The organism is Streptomyces sp. NPDC056224, assembly GCF_042267665.1.
Classification (GTDB): Bacteria; Actinomycetota; Actinomycetes; order Streptomycetales; family Streptomycetaceae; genus Streptomyces.
On record NZ_JBHJTK010000007.1, the window covers coordinates 32,278 to 50,287 of the forward strand.

At 70.6% G+C, this 18,010-nt stretch carries 16 protein-coding genes; 4 read left to right on the forward strand and 12 right to left on the reverse strand.

Annotated features, from left to right (window positions below; all coding sequences use genetic code 11):
* Positions 1-9 precede the first annotated feature (9 nt).
* The 4 genes from ACFCZ1_RS12110 to ACFCZ1_RS12125 are packed head-to-tail and all read right to left on the reverse strand — an operon-like array spanning position 10 to position 5,307.
* The gene (locus tag ACFCZ1_RS12110) at positions 10-678 is read right to left on the reverse strand and encodes an O-methyltransferase (RefSeq protein ID WP_376678291.1); all 669 of its coding nucleotides are present in this window, start codon (positions 676-678) and stop codon (positions 10-12) included.
* Positions 675-1,496 carry an HAD family hydrolase gene (locus ACFCZ1_RS12115; protein ID WP_376678292.1) on the reverse strand — a complete coding sequence of 274 codons (822 nt, stop codon included), beginning with the start codon at positions 1,494-1,496 and terminating at the stop codon, positions 675-677. Before ACFCZ1_RS12115 ends, ACFCZ1_RS12110 begins: the two co-directional genes overlap by 4 nt.
* Entirely contained in the window at positions 1,493-4,132 is a 2,640-nt protein-coding gene (locus tag ACFCZ1_RS12120; protein ID WP_376678293.1) for a phosphoribosyltransferase, read from the reverse strand. The genes ACFCZ1_RS12115 and ACFCZ1_RS12120 overlap by 4 nt, the downstream gene beginning before the upstream one ends.
* An 8-nt stretch (positions 4,133-4,140) precedes the next feature.
* Positions 4,141-5,307, reverse strand: coding sequence for an HpcH/HpaI aldolase/citrate lyase family protein (locus ACFCZ1_RS12125; protein WP_376678294.1), 1,167 nt, complete (start codon positions 5,305-5,307; stop codon positions 4,141-4,143).
* 194 nt (positions 5,308-5,501) lie between these two features.
* On the opposite strand from ACFCZ1_RS12125, the gene ACFCZ1_RS12130 reads away from it, so the two are divergent.
* A complete protein-coding gene (locus ACFCZ1_RS12130) occupies positions 5,502-6,284 on the forward strand; it encodes a TerD family protein (protein ID WP_376678295.1) in 783 nt (260 codons plus the stop codon).
* A gap of 57 nt (positions 6,285-6,341) precedes the next feature.
* On the opposite strand, the gene ACFCZ1_RS12135 is transcribed toward ACFCZ1_RS12130, so the two are convergent.
* The 6 genes from ACFCZ1_RS12135 to ACFCZ1_RS12160 all read right to left on the reverse strand — a co-directional run bounded on the left by ACFCZ1_RS12135 (position 6,342) and on the right by ACFCZ1_RS12160 (position 10,901).
* Positions 6,342-7,082 (reverse strand): Tellurium resistance, encoded by a 741-nt coding sequence (locus tag ACFCZ1_RS12135; protein ID WP_376678296.1) that lies wholly within the window; start codon positions 7,080-7,082, stop codon positions 6,342-6,344.
* A gap of 122 nt (positions 7,083-7,204) precedes the next feature.
* On the reverse strand, positions 7,205-8,320 hold the full coding sequence (locus ACFCZ1_RS12140) for a DUF475 domain-containing protein (protein WP_376678297.1): 1,116 nt from the start codon (positions 8,318-8,320) through the stop codon (positions 7,205-7,207).
* Between the two features lie 25 nt (positions 8,321-8,345).
* A complete protein-coding gene (locus tag ACFCZ1_RS12145; RefSeq protein WP_376678298.1) occupies positions 8,346-8,921 on the reverse strand; it encodes a TerD family protein in 576 nt (191 codons plus the stop codon).
* Positions 8,922-9,101: 180 nt separating this feature from the next.
* A complete protein-coding gene (locus tag ACFCZ1_RS12150; protein ID WP_008739115.1) occupies positions 9,102-9,677 on the reverse strand; it encodes a TerD family protein in 576 nt (191 codons plus the stop codon).
* A 192-nt stretch (positions 9,678-9,869) separates the two neighbouring features.
* A complete protein-coding gene (locus ACFCZ1_RS12155; protein ID WP_376678299.1) occupies positions 9,870-10,328 on the reverse strand; it encodes a peroxiredoxin in 459 nt (152 codons plus the stop codon).
* A gap of 144 nt (positions 10,329-10,472) precedes the next feature.
* Positions 10,473-10,901 (reverse strand): DUF3052 domain-containing protein, encoded by a 429-nt coding sequence (locus ACFCZ1_RS12160; RefSeq protein ID WP_376678300.1) that lies wholly within the window; start codon positions 10,899-10,901, stop codon positions 10,473-10,475.
* Positions 10,902-11,341: 440 nt separating this feature from the next.
* Between ACFCZ1_RS12160 and aceE the strand changes: the two genes are divergently transcribed.
* Both aceE and ACFCZ1_RS12170 read left to right on the forward strand, forming a co-directional pair.
* Positions 11,342-14,074 carry a pyruvate dehydrogenase (acetyl-transferring), homodimeric type gene (gene aceE, locus ACFCZ1_RS12165; protein WP_376678301.1) on the forward strand — a complete coding sequence of 911 codons (2,733 nt, stop codon included), beginning with the start codon at positions 11,342-11,344 and terminating at the stop codon, positions 14,072-14,074.
* Positions 14,075-14,144: 70 nt separating this feature from the next.
* On the forward strand, positions 14,145-14,942 hold the full coding sequence (locus ACFCZ1_RS12170) for a potassium channel family protein (RefSeq protein WP_376678302.1): 798 nt from the start codon (positions 14,145-14,147) through the stop codon (positions 14,940-14,942).
* Here the strand turns inward: ACFCZ1_RS12170 and ACFCZ1_RS12175 are convergent.
* On the reverse strand, positions 14,923-15,303 hold the full coding sequence (locus tag ACFCZ1_RS12175; RefSeq protein ID WP_376678303.1) for a peptidase inhibitor family I36 protein: 381 nt from the start codon (positions 15,301-15,303) through the stop codon (positions 14,923-14,925). The genes ACFCZ1_RS12170 and ACFCZ1_RS12175 overlap by 20 nt on opposite strands.
* Positions 15,304-15,501: 198 nt before the next feature.
* A complete protein-coding gene (locus ACFCZ1_RS12180) occupies positions 15,502-17,109 on the reverse strand; it encodes an MFS transporter (RefSeq protein WP_376678304.1) in 1,608 nt (535 codons plus the stop codon).
* Between the two features lie 136 nt (positions 17,110-17,245).
* Between ACFCZ1_RS12180 and ACFCZ1_RS12185 the strand changes: the two genes are divergently transcribed.
* Positions 17,246-17,926 (forward strand): TetR/AcrR family transcriptional regulator, encoded by a 681-nt coding sequence (locus ACFCZ1_RS12185; protein WP_376678305.1) that lies wholly within the window; start codon positions 17,246-17,248, stop codon positions 17,924-17,926.
* Positions 17,927-18,010 lie beyond the last annotated feature (84 nt).

Consider the following 18,010-nt stretch of genomic DNA (forward strand, 5'->3'; position numbering starts at 1 on the left):
TCTCGCGGGTTAAACGCTCTCGCGCTTGCGCGAGAGCGTCAGGCCGTCCGAGATCGCCAGCATGACGGACTCCATGCGGGGGTCCGCCGCGACGTGCTCGTTGAAGGCGCGGACACCGGCCGCCGAGCCGGTGGCCGACTCGTCGAGGACCGTGCCGTGGAACAGGGTGTTGTCCGTGACGATCAGGCCGCCCGGGCGCAGCCGCGGCACGAGCTCCTCCCAGTAGGCGATCTGGCTCTCCTTGTCCGCGTCCACGTAGGCCATGTCGATGTGCGGCTCGGCGGGCATCGCACGGAGCGTGTCCAGCGCCGGGGCGATGCGCAGCTCGATGCGGTCCGCGACGCCCGCCGCCGCCCAGGCCTCCCTGCCGTACGCCGTCCACTCCTCGGAGACGTCGCAGGCGATGAGCCGGCCGTCCGCGGGCAGCGCCTGGGCCATCGACAGGGCCGAGAAGCCGGTGAAGGTGCCCACCTCCACGATGTGGCGGGCGCCCGTCAGCCGGACCAGGAAGGCCAGCAGCGGCCCCTGCTCCTGCGCCGACTGCATTCCGGCGACGTCCGGGAACTTGGCGTACGTCGTCTCCACCAGCCCCTGCTGGACCGCGTCCAGCGGGGGGTTGTGGTCGAGCATGTACCGGTAGAGCTCGTCAGTGATCTTGGTGCTGTTGCCCTTGGTCATACGGCCAGTGTCGCAACCGCCCGGCCGAAGGCGCGGACGATTTCCTCACCTGCCAGGACACCCGCCGTGGACAGGGCCGTCACCGTCGGCGCCGTCCAGGCCGCGTCCGCCAGCTCGCCGTGGCCCGGGCGCCAGGCCGAGTCCGCCGCCAGCAGCAGGTCGGCGTCCAGGAGCGAGTCGCCGGCGGCGAGGGTGGCCGTGGCGCCGGTCCGGCGGGCCACTTCGCGCATCGCCGCGCTCTTGGTCAGCGGACGCGGCACGGCGTAGATCTTGCGGCCCTGCAGGGAGACCGTCCATCCGCGCGCCTCCGACCACTCGGCCAGCGACTTGAGCCACTCGTCGGGCACCAGGGCGCGCTCGACGACCAGGTACGCGAACAGGTCCTCCGCCACCCGTGCCTTGCGCAGCCACGCCGGGTCCGCCGTGGCCAGCAGGTGGGCGTGCACCTCCTCCAGCGGGGCGCACTCCTGCGCCAGGCGCGCCGCGACCTGCCGCCGCCAGTCCCGGTCCGGAGCCCCGTCCACCAGCAGCTGCCCGCCGTTCGCGCAGATCGCGTAGGGGGCCGGGCGGCCGGGGAAGCGGATCCGCTGGTACTGCTTGCGGGTCCGCGTCGTCGTCGGGACGAACACGACCGACGGGTCGGCCGTCAGCTCCGCCAGCAGTCCCGCCGCCGTCTCCGTCATGTAGGACAGCGGCTTGCTCTCGTGGACCTCGACGCACAGCAGCCGCGGGGCCTCCGGGTCGGGCATGGTCAGGCCGAGGGCCGCCGTCGAGTAGATGAGCGTACGGTCGAGATCACTGGCTACCAGGACAGTCACTTCGAGGCCACAGCCTTTCCGTCGGCGCCGGTGGCGCCGCGCGTGAATCGGGGGTGGATGAGTCCGACGCACGTGTAGGGAAGCCCGTCGACCTCCTCCACGGGAACACCGCGCTGCTCGGCGAGCAGCCGTACGTGGTCCAGGTCGGCGCCCGCGCCGCGCTGCGCGAGGATCTTCCACGGGACCCGGCGCAACAGCACCCGGGTGGTCTCGCCGACCCCCGGCTTGACCAGGTTCACGTCGTGGATGCCGTACTCCTCGCTGATCCGCTCGACCGCCGTCCAGCCCTCCCAGGTGGGGGTGCGGTCGGCCGCGAGCAGTTCCTTGACCTCGGCGTCCACCGCTTCCGCCACCTCGTCGAAGCGGGCGGCGACCGTGTCGACAAAGTCGACGGAGACGTCGGCCCCGGCGAGCTCGCGGTAGAACTTCGCGCCGTGGAAGTCGGCGGGCCCGACCAGGTCGGACCTCAGTACCGTACGCGAGACGAGGCCGGAGACGGTGGAGTTGAGGCAGGCGGACGGGATCAGGAAGTCCTCGCGGGTGCCGTACGTCCGCACGCACGAACCGGGGTCCGCGAGGACCACGACCTCCGGGTCGAAGCCGGGGCCCCCCTCTTCCTCCTGATGGGCCGCGAGGGCGGCGGCCAGTTCGCGCGTGATGGCGCCCTTGCCCGTCCAGCCGTCGACGAAGACGACGTCGGCCGGGTCGTGGTGGGCGGCCAGCCAGCGCAGGGCGTTGGCGTCGATGCCGCGGCCGCGCACGATGGACACGGCGTAGTGCGGGAGGTCCAGGCCGTGCCGGACCTGCGCCCAGCGGCGCATCAGGACGCCGACGGGGGTGCCGGCGCGGGCCAGGGAGACCAGCACCGGGGTCGGGTGGGGGTACCTCCCGCGCCGGCCGCGGCGCAGGGGGACTTCGGCGAGGACGGTCTCGGTGACGGTGCCGACCGCGCGGGCGATGCGGGCCGCCGAGGCGGTCAGGGCGCTCTGGTAGAGGTCCTGGTATTGCGGGGAGGGCTGGTACTCGACGGGCAGCGACTCCGCGTAGTGGGCGCCGCCCGCCTGTATCGCCTCCTCGCGCTCCTCGGTCGCAGCCTCCAGTTCGACGTCGGAGAAGTCCTGGAGCAGCCAGCCGACGTCCTCGGCGGCGTAGGAGGAGAAGGCGGGCCCGCGCAACGGCTCGTACGCGGTCGGTCCGTGCGTGCTCGGTCCGTGCGTGCTCGGCCCGTACGCGGTCGGCTCGTACGTCGTCGGCTCGGTCATGATCGGCTTTTGCTCCTGCCGGTCGGGTACGTAGGAAGGTACGGCGGCCAGCAGGACGCGGCCGGTGTGCGGAGCCAGGCTCGCGAGCAGTCCCGAACGCAGCTCGGGGGTGTCCCCGGCCGAGTCGACGACGGCGACGACGGCGTCGAAGCCGGCACCCGCGACGTTGTACGCGTACCGGTCTCCGGGGCCGTCGGCCGGGGCGTCGTGGGCGGGGAAGACCAGCCGGGTGCGAATGGCGTAGCCGGGGTCGTCCACGGCGAGGACGGGCGAACGGGTGGTGGTGGAGAAGCGGACCTCGTGGGCCGCGCCCGCCTCTTCCAGGGCCTTGGCGAGGCGCAGCGGCGCGTACATCAGCTCCTCGTTGCCGAGTACGAGGACACGGCCGGGCCGCTCGCCGAGCGCGGCCTTGAGCCGCTCGGTCAGGGTGGGCAGGGCCGCGTCCAGCGCTCGGCGGTGCGCGTCCGTGAAGCCGTGGCGGCCGCCGTCCGGGACCCCGGCGGGCCAGCCGAGGTCGACGCGCTCGGGGCCGGGGCGCTCGGGGTCGGGGCGCTCGGGGTCGGGGCGCTCGGGGTCGGGCCGGGGGGCGTCTGCCGGAGCGGGTGTCCCCGGGCGGAGCCGGAGGGCGTCGGCGGCTGCCTCGTGCTCCTCGACCAGGGCCTGGCCCGCGGCCAGGACGCCCGGCGGGAGTGACACCGTGCCCGAGGCCAGGGCGACGAGGTCCACTCGGGCGCCCAGCTCGGCCGCGAAGGCGGTGAGCCGGTCGCGGTCGGCCGCGGAACGCATGTCGACGAGGGCGACGACCACGTAGTGCGAGCGCGGGTGGCGGGCGTGGAGGTCGCGGATGGTGTTCAGGACGGTGTTGCCGGTGGAGAACTCGTCGTCGACGAGGACCAGCGGCCCGCTGCCGGCCAGCAGCGCGGGGTCCTCGGGCAGCAGCAGGTGCGAGGTGGCGTGCGAGTGGGCTTCCTCGAAGCCTCCCGCGGGCTCCAGTCCCGGCACGGGCCGGCGGGTGGAGTGCAGGTAGGGGGCCGGACCCAGGCCGTCCGCCACGCAGTGGCCGAGGCCGGTGGCGGTCTCGGCGTAGCCGAGGACCACCGCCGAGGCGGCCCCGTCCGCGCCGAGCAGGGCGCGGACCCGTTCGCCGAGGCCGTATCCGGCGGCGTAGACGGCCGCCGGGGACTGCGGGACGTGCTTGCCGAGCACCTGCGAGACCAGCAGGTGTGCCCGCTTGGGGTTGCGCCGCAGCGCCAGCCCGAGGAGCTCCGTCAGCCGCGGCCCCCCGTGGGAGTCCTCCAGCCGTACTCCGAGCCGGTCCGCGACCCATGTTCCCGACCACACCGTGTCGATCGTCTTGCCTTCCCTCGTCGTCACCGGCCCGCTCACACCTGGAGCCCGGCCGTGAGCAGGTCGACGAAGCCGACCTCCTCCTTCGCCACACCGAAGACCTCCGCGCGCTGCATGGTGCGCTCGGCCCAGGCCCGGTGGGGCTTCACCTCGTTCATCTTGTTCGTGTAGACGGAACGCATTACTCCGCCGCCGCCGCGCTCGGGGCGCAGGATGTCCTGGGCGTCGCTGAACTCCTCGTGGGAGACCACCGACAGCGCGTGGACGGGCGTGACGTGGGCGGGGTGGATGCAGGTCTTGCCGAGCAGTCCGTTGGCCCGGTCGAGCTCGATCTCGCGCAGCAGCCCGTCCAGGTCGTGTTCGATCAGGGCGGTGCGCAGTTCCTCCACGCCTTCCTCCAGGAAGGGGCTGCGGCGCAGCTGTGGCTTGAAGAGGCGCTGCTGGCTGCGGAAGTACTCCCACACCGGTCCGGTGACGGTGAAGCCGGTGCCGTCGGCGCGGCTGAGGACGTTGACGACGTCCGCGATCACACCGGCCACGATCTGGACGTCGTAGGCGGTCATGTCGGGGGTGCGGCGCAGACCGTAGGCGGAGCAGAAGTCGGTGACGCCGAGGCGCAGGGCCAGGACCCGCTCGCGGTGGTCGTTGACCGTGCGGGAGATGCCGGCGAGGGTCTCGACGCGCGTTTCGAGGTGGAGGAGGTCGGGGGTCTCCAGGACGGGCATCGCGTACAGGCGGCCGCAGCCGCCGACGGCCTCGGCCTGGGCGACGGCGTCGAGGAAGGGGGTGCCACTGCTCTCGTTGAACTTCGGAAGTACGAATCCGGCCAGTCGCCGGGCGGAGCCTCCCAGGCGGCGCACCAGGTCGGGTATCTGCTCGGGGCTGCGGACGCGAATGAACAGCAGCGGGAGCTCGGCGGTGTCCCCGTCGAGCTCGGCGAACTGCCGGACGAGGTTCTCCTCGGCGTCGGCGACATCGCCGTCGCTGATGGAATCCTCCAGGCACAGGACCATGGAGACGACGCCGCGGCCGGCCTGCTTACGGATGTCCCGGGCGAGCTGGGGGCGCGTGGCGGGGCTGTAGAGCGTGGCCCCCAGGGCCGCGGCGAGGACGCGGGCGGGCGAGGCTCCGGTGAATTCCGCCGGTTCCTGGTGGAAGAGGTCCTTACGGACAGTGGGCGATATGTGCCCGAAGTGACGCATGTGCTTCCCCCGTACTGCCTCGGCGGCCCAACTGGCGTGGCCGGTAATAGTACGTACGAACGCGAGTCAAGAGTTCCTCAAGCACATGAAGTTCAGGTAACCCTCTTGCACCATGCCCAGCTCTGGCGTTCGGGACAAGGCCCTACGGGGGGCCGCATTGTCCCGGTCGACCCCGGGAGGGCAGGATGACGTGCATGACGCACGCGATGCAGAAGGGCTCGAACATCCCGGTGGCCCCCGTGGCGGTCCGGGCGGTGCTCCGCTGGACGGCCGGTCCCGAGGTGCCGGACGTGGATGCCTCCGCCCTGCTCGTGGGCGCTGACGGCCGGGTGCGTTCGGACGAGGACTTCGTCTTCTACAACCAGCCGCGGCACCCCTCGGGGGCCGTGTGGCGACTCGGCAAGAAGCAGCTCGGCGACGCGGTCACCGACGCCGTCCAGGCGGACCTGCGGACGGTGACCCCCGCGGTGGACCGGATCCTGGTGGTCGCCTCCGCCGAGGACGTCCCCTTCCAGCGGGTCCACGACCTGCGGATCCTCCTCTACGACGCCACGGCGGCCGGCGGCTCCGAACCCCTGGCCTACTTCGACGTGCGCCCCGAGACCGGTGCCGAGACGGCGCTGATCTGCGGCGAGCTGTACCGCCGCGGCGAGGGGTGGAAGTTCCGCGCCCTGGGCGAGGGCTACTCCGACGGCCTGGTGGGGCTGGCGACCGACCACGGGATCTCGGTCGACGAGAACGCCGCCGATCCCGCCGCCGATCCCGCCGCGACCCCGCAGGCCGGTCCCGCCGCCGGATCCGGCGCGGGGCCCACCTCCGAGCAGACGGCGGCGATGGCGCCGCCCACGCAGGCCCCGCCGCCGGTCCAGCCCGCCTACGGGTACCCGCAGCCGGTGTCCCCGGCCCCGGTGCCGGGTCCCGCCGCAGACCCGTCGTTCCGGCTGCCGGTGCAGGGTCCGCAGTTCATCCGTCGCTGACGCCGACGCCCGGGGCCCCGGCCGGAGCCGGGCCCCGGCCGCGGCCCGGGGCGCCGGTCAGGCCTTGCTGCTCTTGTAGCCCCGCCCCCACTGGAGCCCCCAGCCGTACAGCCGGTCCAGCTCGGCCTGGAACCCGTACACGAACTTCACCTCGCGCCGCACGACCAGCTCGCCCTTGACGCGCTCCAGGGAGACCACCGCGCATGAGCGGGCCTGCGGGTGCCGCTCCTCCAGCGGGATCTCGATCCGCGGCCCGGTGACCGGGAACAGGGTGACCAGGGCGTGGGTCCGGTCGAAGGCCGGGGTCTGGTCGTAGATGTAGACGAAGACCAGCAGCCGCTTGATCTCGTCGGCGTGGTCGAGGTTGACGTAGAGCGTCTCGCCGGACGCCGAGCCGAACCGGTCGTCCCCGCTGAGCTTGACGTACGGCGGGTCGTTGATGTCGCCGAGCAGGTTGCCCAGCGGCTGGACGACTCCTCGGGTGCCGTCGGTCAGCTCGTAGAGGCAGCCCATGTCGAGGTCGACATTGACCATGCCCTGGGTGTGCGCCTGCACCATGTCGGGCTTGAACAGCTTGAACGGGTGCCGGAAGAGCTGGCCGCTCTGCCCGGAGCTGCCGCCGATGTCCGAGGTGCGCATGCGCCAGGACAGGTTGACGCGCAGATTGCCGTGGACCGCCCCCTGTTTGGTGAGCGACACCGTCGGATGTCGCTTGGTCAGCTCGATCCCGTTCGACGAGGCGCTGCCCGACTGGAACTGCACGGCGCGGCTGCCCATGATGCCGTCGAAGAAGCCCATACCTACCCCCCTTGATCCCTTGGTCCCCTGGTCCCCTGATACGTACGGAAGCGGGGCGGCCCCCGGGTCCGTGGACCCCTTGGGCCGCCCCGCAGATGGAGCGTTCCGCATTACCGCCGCGGTCATGCCTCGACGGGGGCACCCTCCAGTTCCAGGCGCTTGTTCCGGCGCACCGAGGACCAGAAGGACCAGCCGATCAGCAGGACACCGACGAGGCCGGTGATGACCTCGTTGATCTCGTACTGGATGGTGACGAGCAGGATCACGGCGAGGGCGCCGATGGCGTAGTGCGCGCCGTGCTCCAGGTAGACGTAGTCGTCGAGGGTGCCCTGGCGGACCAGGTAGACCGTCAGCGAGCGGACGTACATGGCACCGATGCCGAGGCCGAGGGCCATGAGCACGATGTCGCTGGTGATGGCGAAGGCGCCGATGACCCCGTCGAAGGAGAAGGAGGCGTCGAGGACTTCGAGGTAGAGGAACATGAAGAACGCGGCCTTGCCGGCCATCGCGACGGCCGAGACGGGCTTGCCGGTCTTCTTGGCCGCTTCCTCCGCCTCGTGCTCGGCTTCCTCCTCTTCTTCGAGCTTGTTCTCAAAGAAGCCGGAGAGACCGCCGACGATCATGTAAGTGATCAGGCCGAGGGCGCCGGAGACCAGGACGGTCTGCGCCTTGTCCACGTGGACGCCGCCGTGCTGGTGGGCCTGCGTCGCGAAGGTCACGGAGGTGATGACCAGGACGATGAGCGCGGTGCACGCGGACAGCATGTCGATCTTGCCGAGCTTCGCGAGCGGACGCTCCAGCCAGGCGAGCCACTTGATGTCGCGGTCCTCGAAGATGAAGTCGAGGAAGATCATCAGCAGGAACATGCCACCGAAGGCGGCAATGGACGGGTGAGCGTCCGTGACCAGCTGCTTGTACAGGTCCTCGTCGGTCAGCGCGAGGTCCACGGCCTCAATGGGCCCGATCTTGGCGCTGATCGCCACGATCACGATCGGGAAGACCAGTCGCATGCCGAACACGGCGATGAGGACACCGACGGTGAGGAAGATCTTCTGCCAGAAGGCATTCATCTTCTTCAGGATTCCGGCGTTGACCACCGCGTTGTCGAAGGACAGCGAGATCTCGAGGATCGACAGGATCGCGACGATCCCGAAGCCTGGCCACCCCCCATAGAACACCGCTGCGACCAGACCGAGCGCAGTGACTGCGAACGACCAGCCGAAGGTTTTGAGAACCACTGGCACCCCATCGTGTTGTACGGCTTTACGAAACGTTGACCCCGAAGTCTAGAGCGATGCCCCTCAGGCCCGACGCGTACCCCTGCCCCACCGCACGGAACTTCCACTCACCCCCGTACCGGTAGACCTCGCCGAAGATCATCGCGGTCTCGCTGGAGGCGTCCTCGGAGAGGTCGTAGCGGGCCAGCTCCTGGCCGTCCGCCTGGCTCACCACGCGGATGAAAGCATTGCTGACCTGGCCGAAGCTCTGTCGGCGGGAGTCCGCCTCGTGGATCGAGACCGGGAAGACGATCTTGTCCACGCGGTCCGGCACCTTGGTGAGGTCGATGATGATCGACTCGTCGTCGCCCTCACCCTCGCCGGTGAGATTGTCCCCCGTGTGTTCGACGGAGCCCTCGGGGCTCTTCAGGTTGTTGTAGAAGACGAAGTACTCGTCCCCCAGCACCCGGCCGCTGCTGCACAGCAGCGCGCTGGCGTCGAGGTCGAAGTCCGCGCCCGTGGTCGAGCGCGCGTCCCATCCGAGGCCGATCAGAACCCGGGTGAGGTTCGGTGCGGCCTTGGAGAGGGAGACATTGCCCCCCTTGGCGAGTGTGACGCCCATGTTGTGGTCCTCCCCGGACGACGGTGTGGCGGTCTGGCTGTCTGACGGTCTGGCGGGTCCTGCCGTCTGGCGGTCTGGCGGGTCCTGCCGTGAGCGGGCGGTGCGGGCCGTGCGGGCCGTAAAGCCGGTCCGGCGCCGTACACACAGTGCACGGCGCCGGACGGGTGGTGGCTCTCAGGGTCAGACGTTGACGCCGAAGTCCTGCGCGATGCCGCGCAGGCCCGAGGCGTACCCCTGGCCGATGGCGCGGAACTTCCACTCCGCGCCGTTGCGGTACAGCTCGCCGAAGACCATGGCGGTCTCGGTCGAGGCGTCCTCCGAGAGGTCGTAGCGGGCGAGCTCGGTGTTGTCGGCCTGGTTCACGACGCGGATGTACGCGTTGCGGACCTGGCCGAAGCTCTGCTGACGGCTCTCGGCCTCGTAGATCGAGACAGGGAAGACGATCTTGGCGACATCGGCCGGGACCCCGGCGAGGTTGACCTTGATCGCCTCGTCGTCGCCCTCGCCCTCACCGGTGGTGTTGTCACCGGTGTGCTCGACCGAGCCGTCGGGGCTCTTGAGGTTGTTGAAGAAGACGAAGTTCGCGTCGCTGGCGACCTTGCCCTGGTCGTTGGTCAGGATCGCGCTGGCATCGAGGTCGAAGTCGACACCGGTGGTGGTGCGAGCATCCCAGCCCAGACCTACGATGACCGCCGTCAGGTTAGGCGCGGCCTTGGTCAGCGAGACGTTGCCGCCCTTGCTGAGGCTGACTCCCACGGGTCCTCCATTGGGTTCATGTGTGTGGGGCGGTGCCCCGTCGTGCTGGGGCCCCCAGCGGTAGCTGGGGGAGCTACCGGATCAACGTTTCGATCCTAGTGACGGGTTCCCGCGTATACGCGGTTTTCGAAGCGAACTGCGGCCGGGCCGACCACGGGCGGGCCGTGGGCCGACCGGCGCCGGCGGCGGGCCTCAGAGGCTGTCGAGGGCCTTGATGTACTCGTTCAGGTCACGCGCGTCGGGCAGTCCGTTGACGACGGTCCAGCGCACGACGCCGTCCTTGTCGATGATGAAGGTGCCGCGGACCGCGCACCCCTTCTCCTCGTCGAGGACCCCGTACGCGCGGGAGGTCTCCCCGTGGGGCCAGAAGTCCGACAGCAGCGGGTAGTCCAGGCCCTCCTGCTCGCCGAAGACCCGGAGGGTCGGCACGGAGTCGTTGGAGACCGCGAGGAGCTGGACGTCGTCGTTCTGGAAGCGCGGCAGCTGGTCGCGCAGCTCGCACAGCTCGCCGGTGCAGACGCCCGTGAAGGCGAACGGGTAGAAGAGCAGCACCACGGCCTTCTCCCCCCGGAAGTCGGAGAGCCGCACGGTGGCGCCGTGGTTGTCCTTGAGCTCGAAGTCGGGGGCCTTGTCGCCGACCTGGATCGCCATCTCTCGCGTCCCTTCGTTCCTGCATACCTGCGTTGGGCTGTTCGGGTGAGGCAAAGCCTATGCACGCCCCGGCCGCGAACGCACGCACCCCGCCGACCGGGGTCGACGGGGTGACAAAGTGTCCGCTCGGCTGCGGGGCGCGGCTCAGCGCTTGGACTTGACGGCGGTCTTGGGCGTCGCCAGCTTGGTGGCGCCCCACTCCTTGCCGACCGGGAGACCCTTGGCCAGCGAGAGGCCGGCCGTCTCCGCGGCTTCCTTGATGTCGCTGGCCTCGACGTAGCCGGGACGGCCCGTCTTGGGAGTCAGCAGCAGGATCAGTGCGCCGTCCTCGATCAGCTCGGTGGCATCGACCAGTACGTCCGCCAGATCGCCGTCGTCCTCCCGGAACCACAGCAGCACGGCGTCGGCGACGTCGTCGTAGTCCTCGTCGACGAGTTCGCCGACGAGGCCGTCAACGACGTCCCGGAATTCCTGATCGACGTCGTCGTCGTAGCCGATCTCCTGGACCACCTGTTCGGACTGGAAACCCAGCCGGGCGGCCAGGTTCTCCGCGTGGTCCGCGGTCGCGCTCACGGGGTGCCTCCTGCTCATGTTCGGTGAATGTTCTTCGGCGGCGCGCGTACGCGCAGCATTGGACGTAGTCCACACGGGCGCGGCGGATCGCGCAAGTACCCGGCCGCCGAGACCGTCGAAACGGTGACGATTGCGGCCGTCTCGCCGCAACTTTCAGCCCCTGCGTATACACCTCGGGTGATTCATCCCACACCATTCCGGTTCATTCGTCATCGCTTCAGGACTTTCCTACCTGTTCGAGGGACCGACGGCCTCTCGAAGGAGGCGCCCGGCTCGGGCGTAAGGTTGCGATTTGGCCGCACCTGCCATCGATCCCCTCCCCGGGGCTCCCTGCCGTCTCCAGGGATTACCCGGTGGTAGAGATGACGATTGAGGTCGAGCGTAAGACCATGGGAGGCGGCGAACCCAAGGCACGACTCCCCCGACAGCGAAGGAACAGCGTGGCTTCCGCATCCGATCGCAATCCGATCATCATTGGCGGCCTGCCGAGTCAGGTCCCGGACTTCGATCCGGAGGAGACGCAGGAGTGGCTCGACTCCCTGGACGCCGCAGTCGACGAGCGGGGCCGTGAGCGCGCCCGCTACCTGATGCTGCGGCTGATCGAGCGTGCCCGTGAGAAGCGCGTGGCCGTGCCCGAGATGCGCAGCTCGGACTACGTCAACACGATCGCCACCAAGGACGAGCCGTTCTTCCCCGGCAACGAGGAGATCGAGCGCAAGGTCCTCAACGCCACCCGCTGGAACGCGGCGGTGATGGTCTCGCGCGCCCAGCGCCCGGGCATCGGGGTCGGCGGCCACATCGCGACCTTCGCCTCCTCCGCCTCCCTCTACGACGTGGGCTTCAACCACTTCTTCCGGGGCAAGGACGAGGGCGACGGCGGCGACCAGATCTTCTTCCAGGGCCACGCCTCCCCCGGCATCTACGCCCGCGCCTACCTCCTGGACCGGCTCAGCGAGCAGCAGCTCGACGCGTTCCGGCAGGAGAAGTCGAAGGCCCCGTACGGCCTCTCCAGCTACCCGCACCCGCGGCTGATGCCGGACTTCTGGGAGTTCCCGACCGTGTCGATGGGCCTCGGCCCGCTCGGTGCGATCTACCAGGCCCGGATGAACCGGTACATGGAGGCGCGCGGGATCGCGGACACCTCCAAGTCCCACGTATGGGCGTACCTCGGTGACGGCGAGATGGACGAGCCGGAGTCGCTCGGCCAGCTGTCCATCGCCGCGCGCGAGGGTCTGGACAACCTGACGTTCGTCGTGAACTGCAACCTCCAGCGCCTCGACGGCCCGGTACGCGGCAACGGCAAGATCATCCAGGAGCTGGAGTCGCAGTTCCGCGGCGCCGGCTGGAACGTCATCAAGCTGATCTGGGACCGCTCCTGGGACCCGCTGCTGGCCCAGGACCGCGACGGCATCCTGGTCAACAAGATGAACTCCACCCCTGACGGGCAGTTCCAGACGTACGCCACCGAGTCGGGCGCGTACATCCGTGAGCACTTCTTCGGCGGGGACCAGCGGCTGCGCGCGATGGTCGAGAACATGACCGACTACCAGATCCAGCACCTGGGCCGCGGCGGGCACGACCACAAGAAGGTCTACGCGGCGTACGCGGCGGCCAAGGCCCACAAGGGCCAGCCGACGGTCATCCTGGCGCAGACGGTCAAGGGCTGGACGCTCGGCCCGAACTTCGAGGGCCGCAACGCGACGCACCAGATGAAGAAGCTGACGGTCGACGACCTCAAGCGCTTCCGCGACCGCCTGCACATCCCGATCACGGACGCGCAGCTGGAGAGCGGCGCCCCGCCGTACTACCACCCGGGCCCGAAGTCGCCCGAGATCCAGTACATGCACGACCAGCGCAGGGCGCTGGGTGGCTACGTGCCGACCCGTGTGGTGCGCGCGAAGCCGCTGGAGCTGCCGGGCGATGCGGCCTACGCGGCGGCCAAGAAGGGCTCGGGCCAGCAGTCGATCGCCACCACGATGGCCTTCGTCCGCATCCTGAAGGACCTGATGCGGGACAAGGAGATCGGCAAGCGCTTCGTGCTGATCGCGCCCGACGAGTACCGCACCTTCGGTATGGACGCCTTCTTCCCGAGCGCCAAGATCTACAACCCGCTGGGCCAGCAGTACGAGGCGGTCGACCGCGACCTGCTCCTCGCGTACAAGGAGTCCCCGACCGGCCAGATGCTGCACGACGGCATCTCGGAGGCGGGCTGCACCGCCTCGCTGATCGCCGCGGGTTCGGCGTACGCGACGCACGGCGAGCCGCTGATCCCGGTCTACGTCTTCTACTCGATGTTCGGATTCCAGCGCACGGGTGACCAGTTCTGGCAGATGGCCGACCAGCTGGCGCGCGGTTTCGTCCTCGGCGCGACCGCGGGCCGGACCACCCTGACGGGTGAGGGCCTCCAGCACGCCGACGGCCACTCCCAGCTGCTGGCCTCGACGAACCCGGGCTGCGTCGCGTACGACCCGGCCTACGGCTACGAGATCGCGCACATCGTCGAGGACGGTCTGCGGCGGATGTACGGGCCCGAGTCGGAGGACGTCTTCTACTACCTGACCGTCTACAACGAGCCGATCCAGCACCCGGCCGAGCCGGCGGACGTGGACGTGGACGGGATCCTCAAGGGCATCCACCGGGTGTCGCGGGGCACGGAGGGCACCATCGGGGCGCAGCTCATGGCCTCGGGCGTGGCGGTGCCGTGGGCGCTGGAGGCGCAGCGGATCCTGGCCGCCGACTGGAACGTGCGGGCGGACGTCTGGTCGGCGACGTCGTGGAACGAGCTGCGCCGTGAGGCCGTCGAGGTGGAGGAGCACAACCTGCTCCACCCGGAGGAGGAGCAGCGCGTTCCGTACGTGACGCGCAAGCTGGCCGGCGCGGAGGGGCCCTTCGTGGCGGTCTCCGACTGGATGCGGTCGGTGCCGGACCAGATCTCGCGGTGGGTGCCCGGCCCGTACACCTCGCTGGGCGCGGACGGCTTCGGCTTCGCGGACACGCGCGGCGCGGCCCGGCGCTTCTTCCACATCGACGCCCAGTCGGTGGTCCTGGCCACGCTGACCGAGCTCGCCAAGGCGGGCCGGATCGACCGTTCGGTGCTGAAGCAGGCCGTCGACCGCTACCAGCTGCTGGACGTGGCGGCGGCCGAACCGGGCGCGGCGGGCGGGGACGCGTAGCCGTCACCCTTCCGTGGGGGCGTTGGGACACCTGTCCCGGCGCCCCTTACGCGTTCTTTACGATGCTGGCATGAAGGAACCCTCCCGCCAGGCGCGCTGGGAGCGCCGTACGCAGGCTCCCCTGCTGGTGCTCGCCGCGGCCTTCGCCGTCGCCTACGCCGTGCCCATCGTCGCGCCCGACGCGGATCCCGCGGTCCACCGGGCGTGCACGCACGCGGAGTGGGCGGTGTGGGCGGCCTTCGCGGTCGACTACCTGGTGCGGCTGGTGCTCGCCGCGGACCGCAAGGTCTTCGTACGGACGCACTGGCTGGACCTGGCCGCGGTGGTGCTGCCGCTGGTCCAGCCGTTGCGGCTGCTGCGGCTGGTCGCCACCTTGATGCTGGTGGGGCGCCGGGCCCGGATGGCCCCGCAGATCCGGCTGACGACCTATGTGGCCGGGGCCGTGGTGGGGCTGCTGATGTTCGGCTCCCTCGCGGTGCTGAGCGTGGAACGGGACGCCCCCGACGGGAACATCAAGAACCTGGGCGACGCGGTGTGGTGGTCCTTCACCACCATGACGACGGTCGGGTACGGCGACCACTCCCCCACGACCGGTCTCGGCCGGGTGCTCGCCGTGGGGCTGATGCTGTCCGGGATCGCCCTGCTCGGTGTGGTGACCGCCAACATCGCCGCCTGGTTCATCGCCCGCTTCGAACGGGACGACCAGGTGGAGCGGCTGCATCTGGCGGCCCTGCGGGAACTCCACGCGGAGGTGCGGGAGCTGCGCGCGGAGGTCGCGGCGCTGGGCGGCGGGGCGGCCGGTCCGGTCGGTCCGGTCGACCCGGCCGGCGCCCCGGCGCCGCGCGAGGCTACGTCTCCCACACCTTGAACGCCCTGACCTGGTAGGGCGACTGCGGCAGCCAGACCCCGTCGCCCGGGTAGGTCTGGAACTCGCCGGTCTCCGCGCACTGCGCCGACTGGTAGGTGGTCACCGGGCGGCCGAGCCGGTTGGTGAGGGACTGGGCGCTGGTCCCCGCGGGCAGGGCGGTGCAGCTGTTGATGTCCAGGGTGCTCAGCTCGTGGGTGTGCCTGGTGCCCTTGAAGTCGGGCTTCGCCCACAGGCACAGCTGCCCGGTCGCACAGGCCCCGAGCGTGGCCGGGCCGGCGGCGTGCGCCGCGCCGGACGTGCTCGGGATGAGGGCGGTGAGGGCCAGGCCGACGACGGCGAGAGTGGTGCTCCACGTACGCATGACGGGTCAACTCCTTGTGGACGAACGTGCCCCGGACCGCTGCCGGAGCTCCGCCGACACCACGCTGACCTGCGCCGATGGCCGAGCGGAAGGGGCCTCGGCCAGGTCCACCCTGATAGGCGACAGCCCCGCCGGAACCGTCCGGCGGGGCTGTCGTACGTGCGGAGTTGACGCCTCCGCCGGCGCTGGGGGCGGACCTCAGACGTGCGCGGCGCCCGCCCCCGCGGCGGCGTTCTCTCCGCGCTTGGTGAAGCAGGCGACGACGGCGGCGAGGACCGCGACCGCGCCGGCGACGGTGAAGGCGGTGCTCATGCCGGACACGAAGGTGTCGTGCGCGACCCCGGCGATCGCCTGCGCGACGGGCTCCGGGGTGCCCGGCGGGACGGGGGCCATGCCGACCTGGACCCCCTTCTCCACCAGTGCCTGCTCCTGCGGGGCCAGCGGAGGCAGTCCCGCCGCGCTCCAGTTGTCCCCGAACGAGTTGCCGACGGCGCTGGCCATGACCGCGCCCAGGACGGCGGTGCCCAGGCTGCCGCCGACCTGCATGGCGGCCTGCTGGAGCCCGCCGGCCACGCCGGACAGCTCCAGCGGGGCGTTGCCGACGATGACCTCGGTGGCGCCGACCATGACGGGCGCGAGCCCGAGGCCGAGCAGGGCGAACCAGAGCGACATGGTGAGCGTGCCGGTCCCGGGGGTCAGCCGGGCCATCCCGAAGCAGGCGGCGGCGGTGGCGACCATGCCCCCGACGAGCGGGATCCGTGGGCCGACCCAGGTGATGAGGGCGCCGGCCAGCGGCGAGCCGACGATCATCATGCCGGTCAGCGGAAGCAGGTGCAGGCCGCTGTCGACCGGGCTCATGCCGTGCACGTTCTGCAGGTAGAAGGTGACGAAGAAGAGGCCGCCCATGAAGGCGAAGGCCATCAGCACCATCAGCACGGTGCCCGCGGACAGCGGCAGCGAGCGGAACATGTCCAGCGGGATCAGCGGTTCCGCGACCTTCGTCTCCCAGACGGCGAACAACACGAAGCAGAGCACGGAGGCGGCGAGGAAGAACAGGGTCTTCCAGTCGCCCCAGCCCCACTCCCCGGCCTTGATCAGGGCCCAGATCAGGGAGAACATCGCGCCCGACAGCAGCAGGATGCCCAGGAGGTCGAAGGAGCGCGGGGCGTTCGGGGCGCGGTGGTCGACCAGGATGACCAGGCCGAGGAGGAGCGCGACGACCCCGACGGGGACGTTGATGAAGAAGACGGACTGCCAGCTGCGGTGCTCGACGAGGAGGCCGCCGATGATGGGTCCCGCGGCCGTCGAGGCCCCGATGACCATGCCCCAGATGCCGATGGCCATGTTGAGCTTCTCGGCGGGGAAGGTGGCGCGCAGCAGGCCGAGCGCGGCGGGCATCAGCAGCGCGCCGAAGAGGCCCTGCGCGACGCGGGCGGCGATGACGAGCTCGACGCCGTCGGACAGGCCGATCACGGCGGAGGAGAGCCCGAAGCCGGCGATGCCCACGAGGAAGGTCTGGCGGTGGCCGAAGCGGTCACCGAGCTTGCCCGCGGTGATCAGGGAGACCGCGAGGGCCAGCATGTAGCCGTTGGTGATCCACTGGATGTCGGCGAGCGAGGCGTTGAGGTCCGCCGCGATCGCGGGGTTGGCGACGGCGACGATCGTGCCGTCGAGGGCGACCATCATGACGCCGATCGCGACGGCGAAGAGGGTCAGCCAGGGATGGCCGCGCAGGCCCGTGGGGGCCGGTGCCGATCCTGGTTCCTTGGCGGGCACCTGCTCGTCGACGGTGATCTGACTAGTCATGCGAACAGGCTAGTGACAGCGGCTGACACTTCACAAACGGCTTAGCGGGACGGCTTCTGTCGCGTAGGTCACAGGTAACCTGACCGCTCACTCGGCGTCAGAAGAGCGCAAGAGCTAGGAAAGGAGCCCCACGGTGATGACCGACGAGCGGCCTGCGCCGGCCGCCCCGGTGGTGGCGGGACTGCGTGAGCGCAAGAAGCGGCGCACCCGGGACGCGCTGCTGCGCGCCGCCCTGCTGCTCTTCATCTCCCAGGGGTACGAGCGGACCACCGTCGACGAGATCACCGACGCCGTGGACGTGTCGCAGCGGACCTTCTTCCGCTACTTCGCGAACAAGGAGGAGGTCGCCTTCGCCGTCCAGGACCTGGTCGAGTCGCACTTCTTCGCCGAACTGCAGGCCAGGCCGCCCTCGGAGGGCCCGTTCGCGGCGATGCGGGGCGCGGTGCTCGCCGCCTGGGACACCGTCGAGGAGGCCATCTCCGAGGTGGTTCCCGTCGACCTCTACATGCGCAGCTACCAGCTGATCGAGTCCACCCCGGCCCTCCTCGCCGTACATCTGCGCCGCTCCACCGAGTTGGAGGAGCGGATCGCCCGGCTGATCGCCGACCGTGAGGGCCTGGACGTGGACGCCGACCCCCGGCCGCGGGTGGCCGTCGCCGCGTTCTCGGGTGTGATGCGAGTCACCGGGCGGCTGTGGGGACAGGGCGAGGACACCAGCGTGGCCGCGATCCGGCGGATGACCGAAACGTACCTGGACCGGATCGGCCCTGCGCTGGCGGCGGATTGGCGCCGCCCGCCCGCCGCGGGCCGGGACTGACCGGCGGCAGCGGGACCCGGCGGGCAGCAGGGTGACCGGAGTTGCCCGGCGACCCGGTCGGCCGTGAGTCCCGTCACCCGGCGC

Coding starts and splice junctions, on each gene's coding strand:
- ACFCZ1_RS12145 (WP_376678298.1), bottom strand. CDS start 8,921: ATGGGCGTCACACTCGCCAAGGGGGGCAATGTCTCCCTCTCCAAGGCC.
- ACFCZ1_RS12170 (WP_376678302.1), top strand. CDS start 14,145: ATGAAGGAACCCTCCCGCCAGGCGCGCTGGGAGCGCCGTACGCAGGCT.
- ACFCZ1_RS12130 (WP_376678295.1), top strand. CDS start 5,502: ATGACGCACGCGATGCAGAAGGGCTCGAACATCCCGGTGGCCCCCGTG.
- ACFCZ1_RS12175 (WP_376678303.1), bottom strand. CDS start 15,303: ATGCGTACGTGGAGCACCACTCTCGCCGTCGTCGGCCTGGCCCTCACC.
- ACFCZ1_RS12155 (WP_376678299.1), bottom strand. CDS start 10,328: ATGGCGATCCAGGTCGGCGACAAGGCCCCCGACTTCGAGCTCAAGGAC.
- ACFCZ1_RS12180 (WP_376678304.1), bottom strand. CDS start 17,109: ATGACTAGTCAGATCACCGTCGACGAGCAGGTGCCCGCCAAGGAACCA.
- ACFCZ1_RS12185 (WP_376678305.1), top strand. CDS start 17,246: ATGACCGACGAGCGGCCTGCGCCGGCCGCCCCGGTGGTGGCGGGACTG.
- ACFCZ1_RS12110 (WP_376678291.1), bottom strand. CDS start 678: ATGACCAAGGGCAACAGCACCAAGATCACTGACGAGCTCTACCGGTAC.
- ACFCZ1_RS12135 (WP_376678296.1), bottom strand. CDS start 7,082: ATGGGCTTCTTCGACGGCATCATGGGCAGCCGCGCCGTGCAGTTCCAG.
- ACFCZ1_RS12125 (WP_376678294.1), bottom strand. CDS start 5,307: ATGCGTCACTTCGGGCACATATCGCCCACTGTCCGTAAGGACCTCTTC.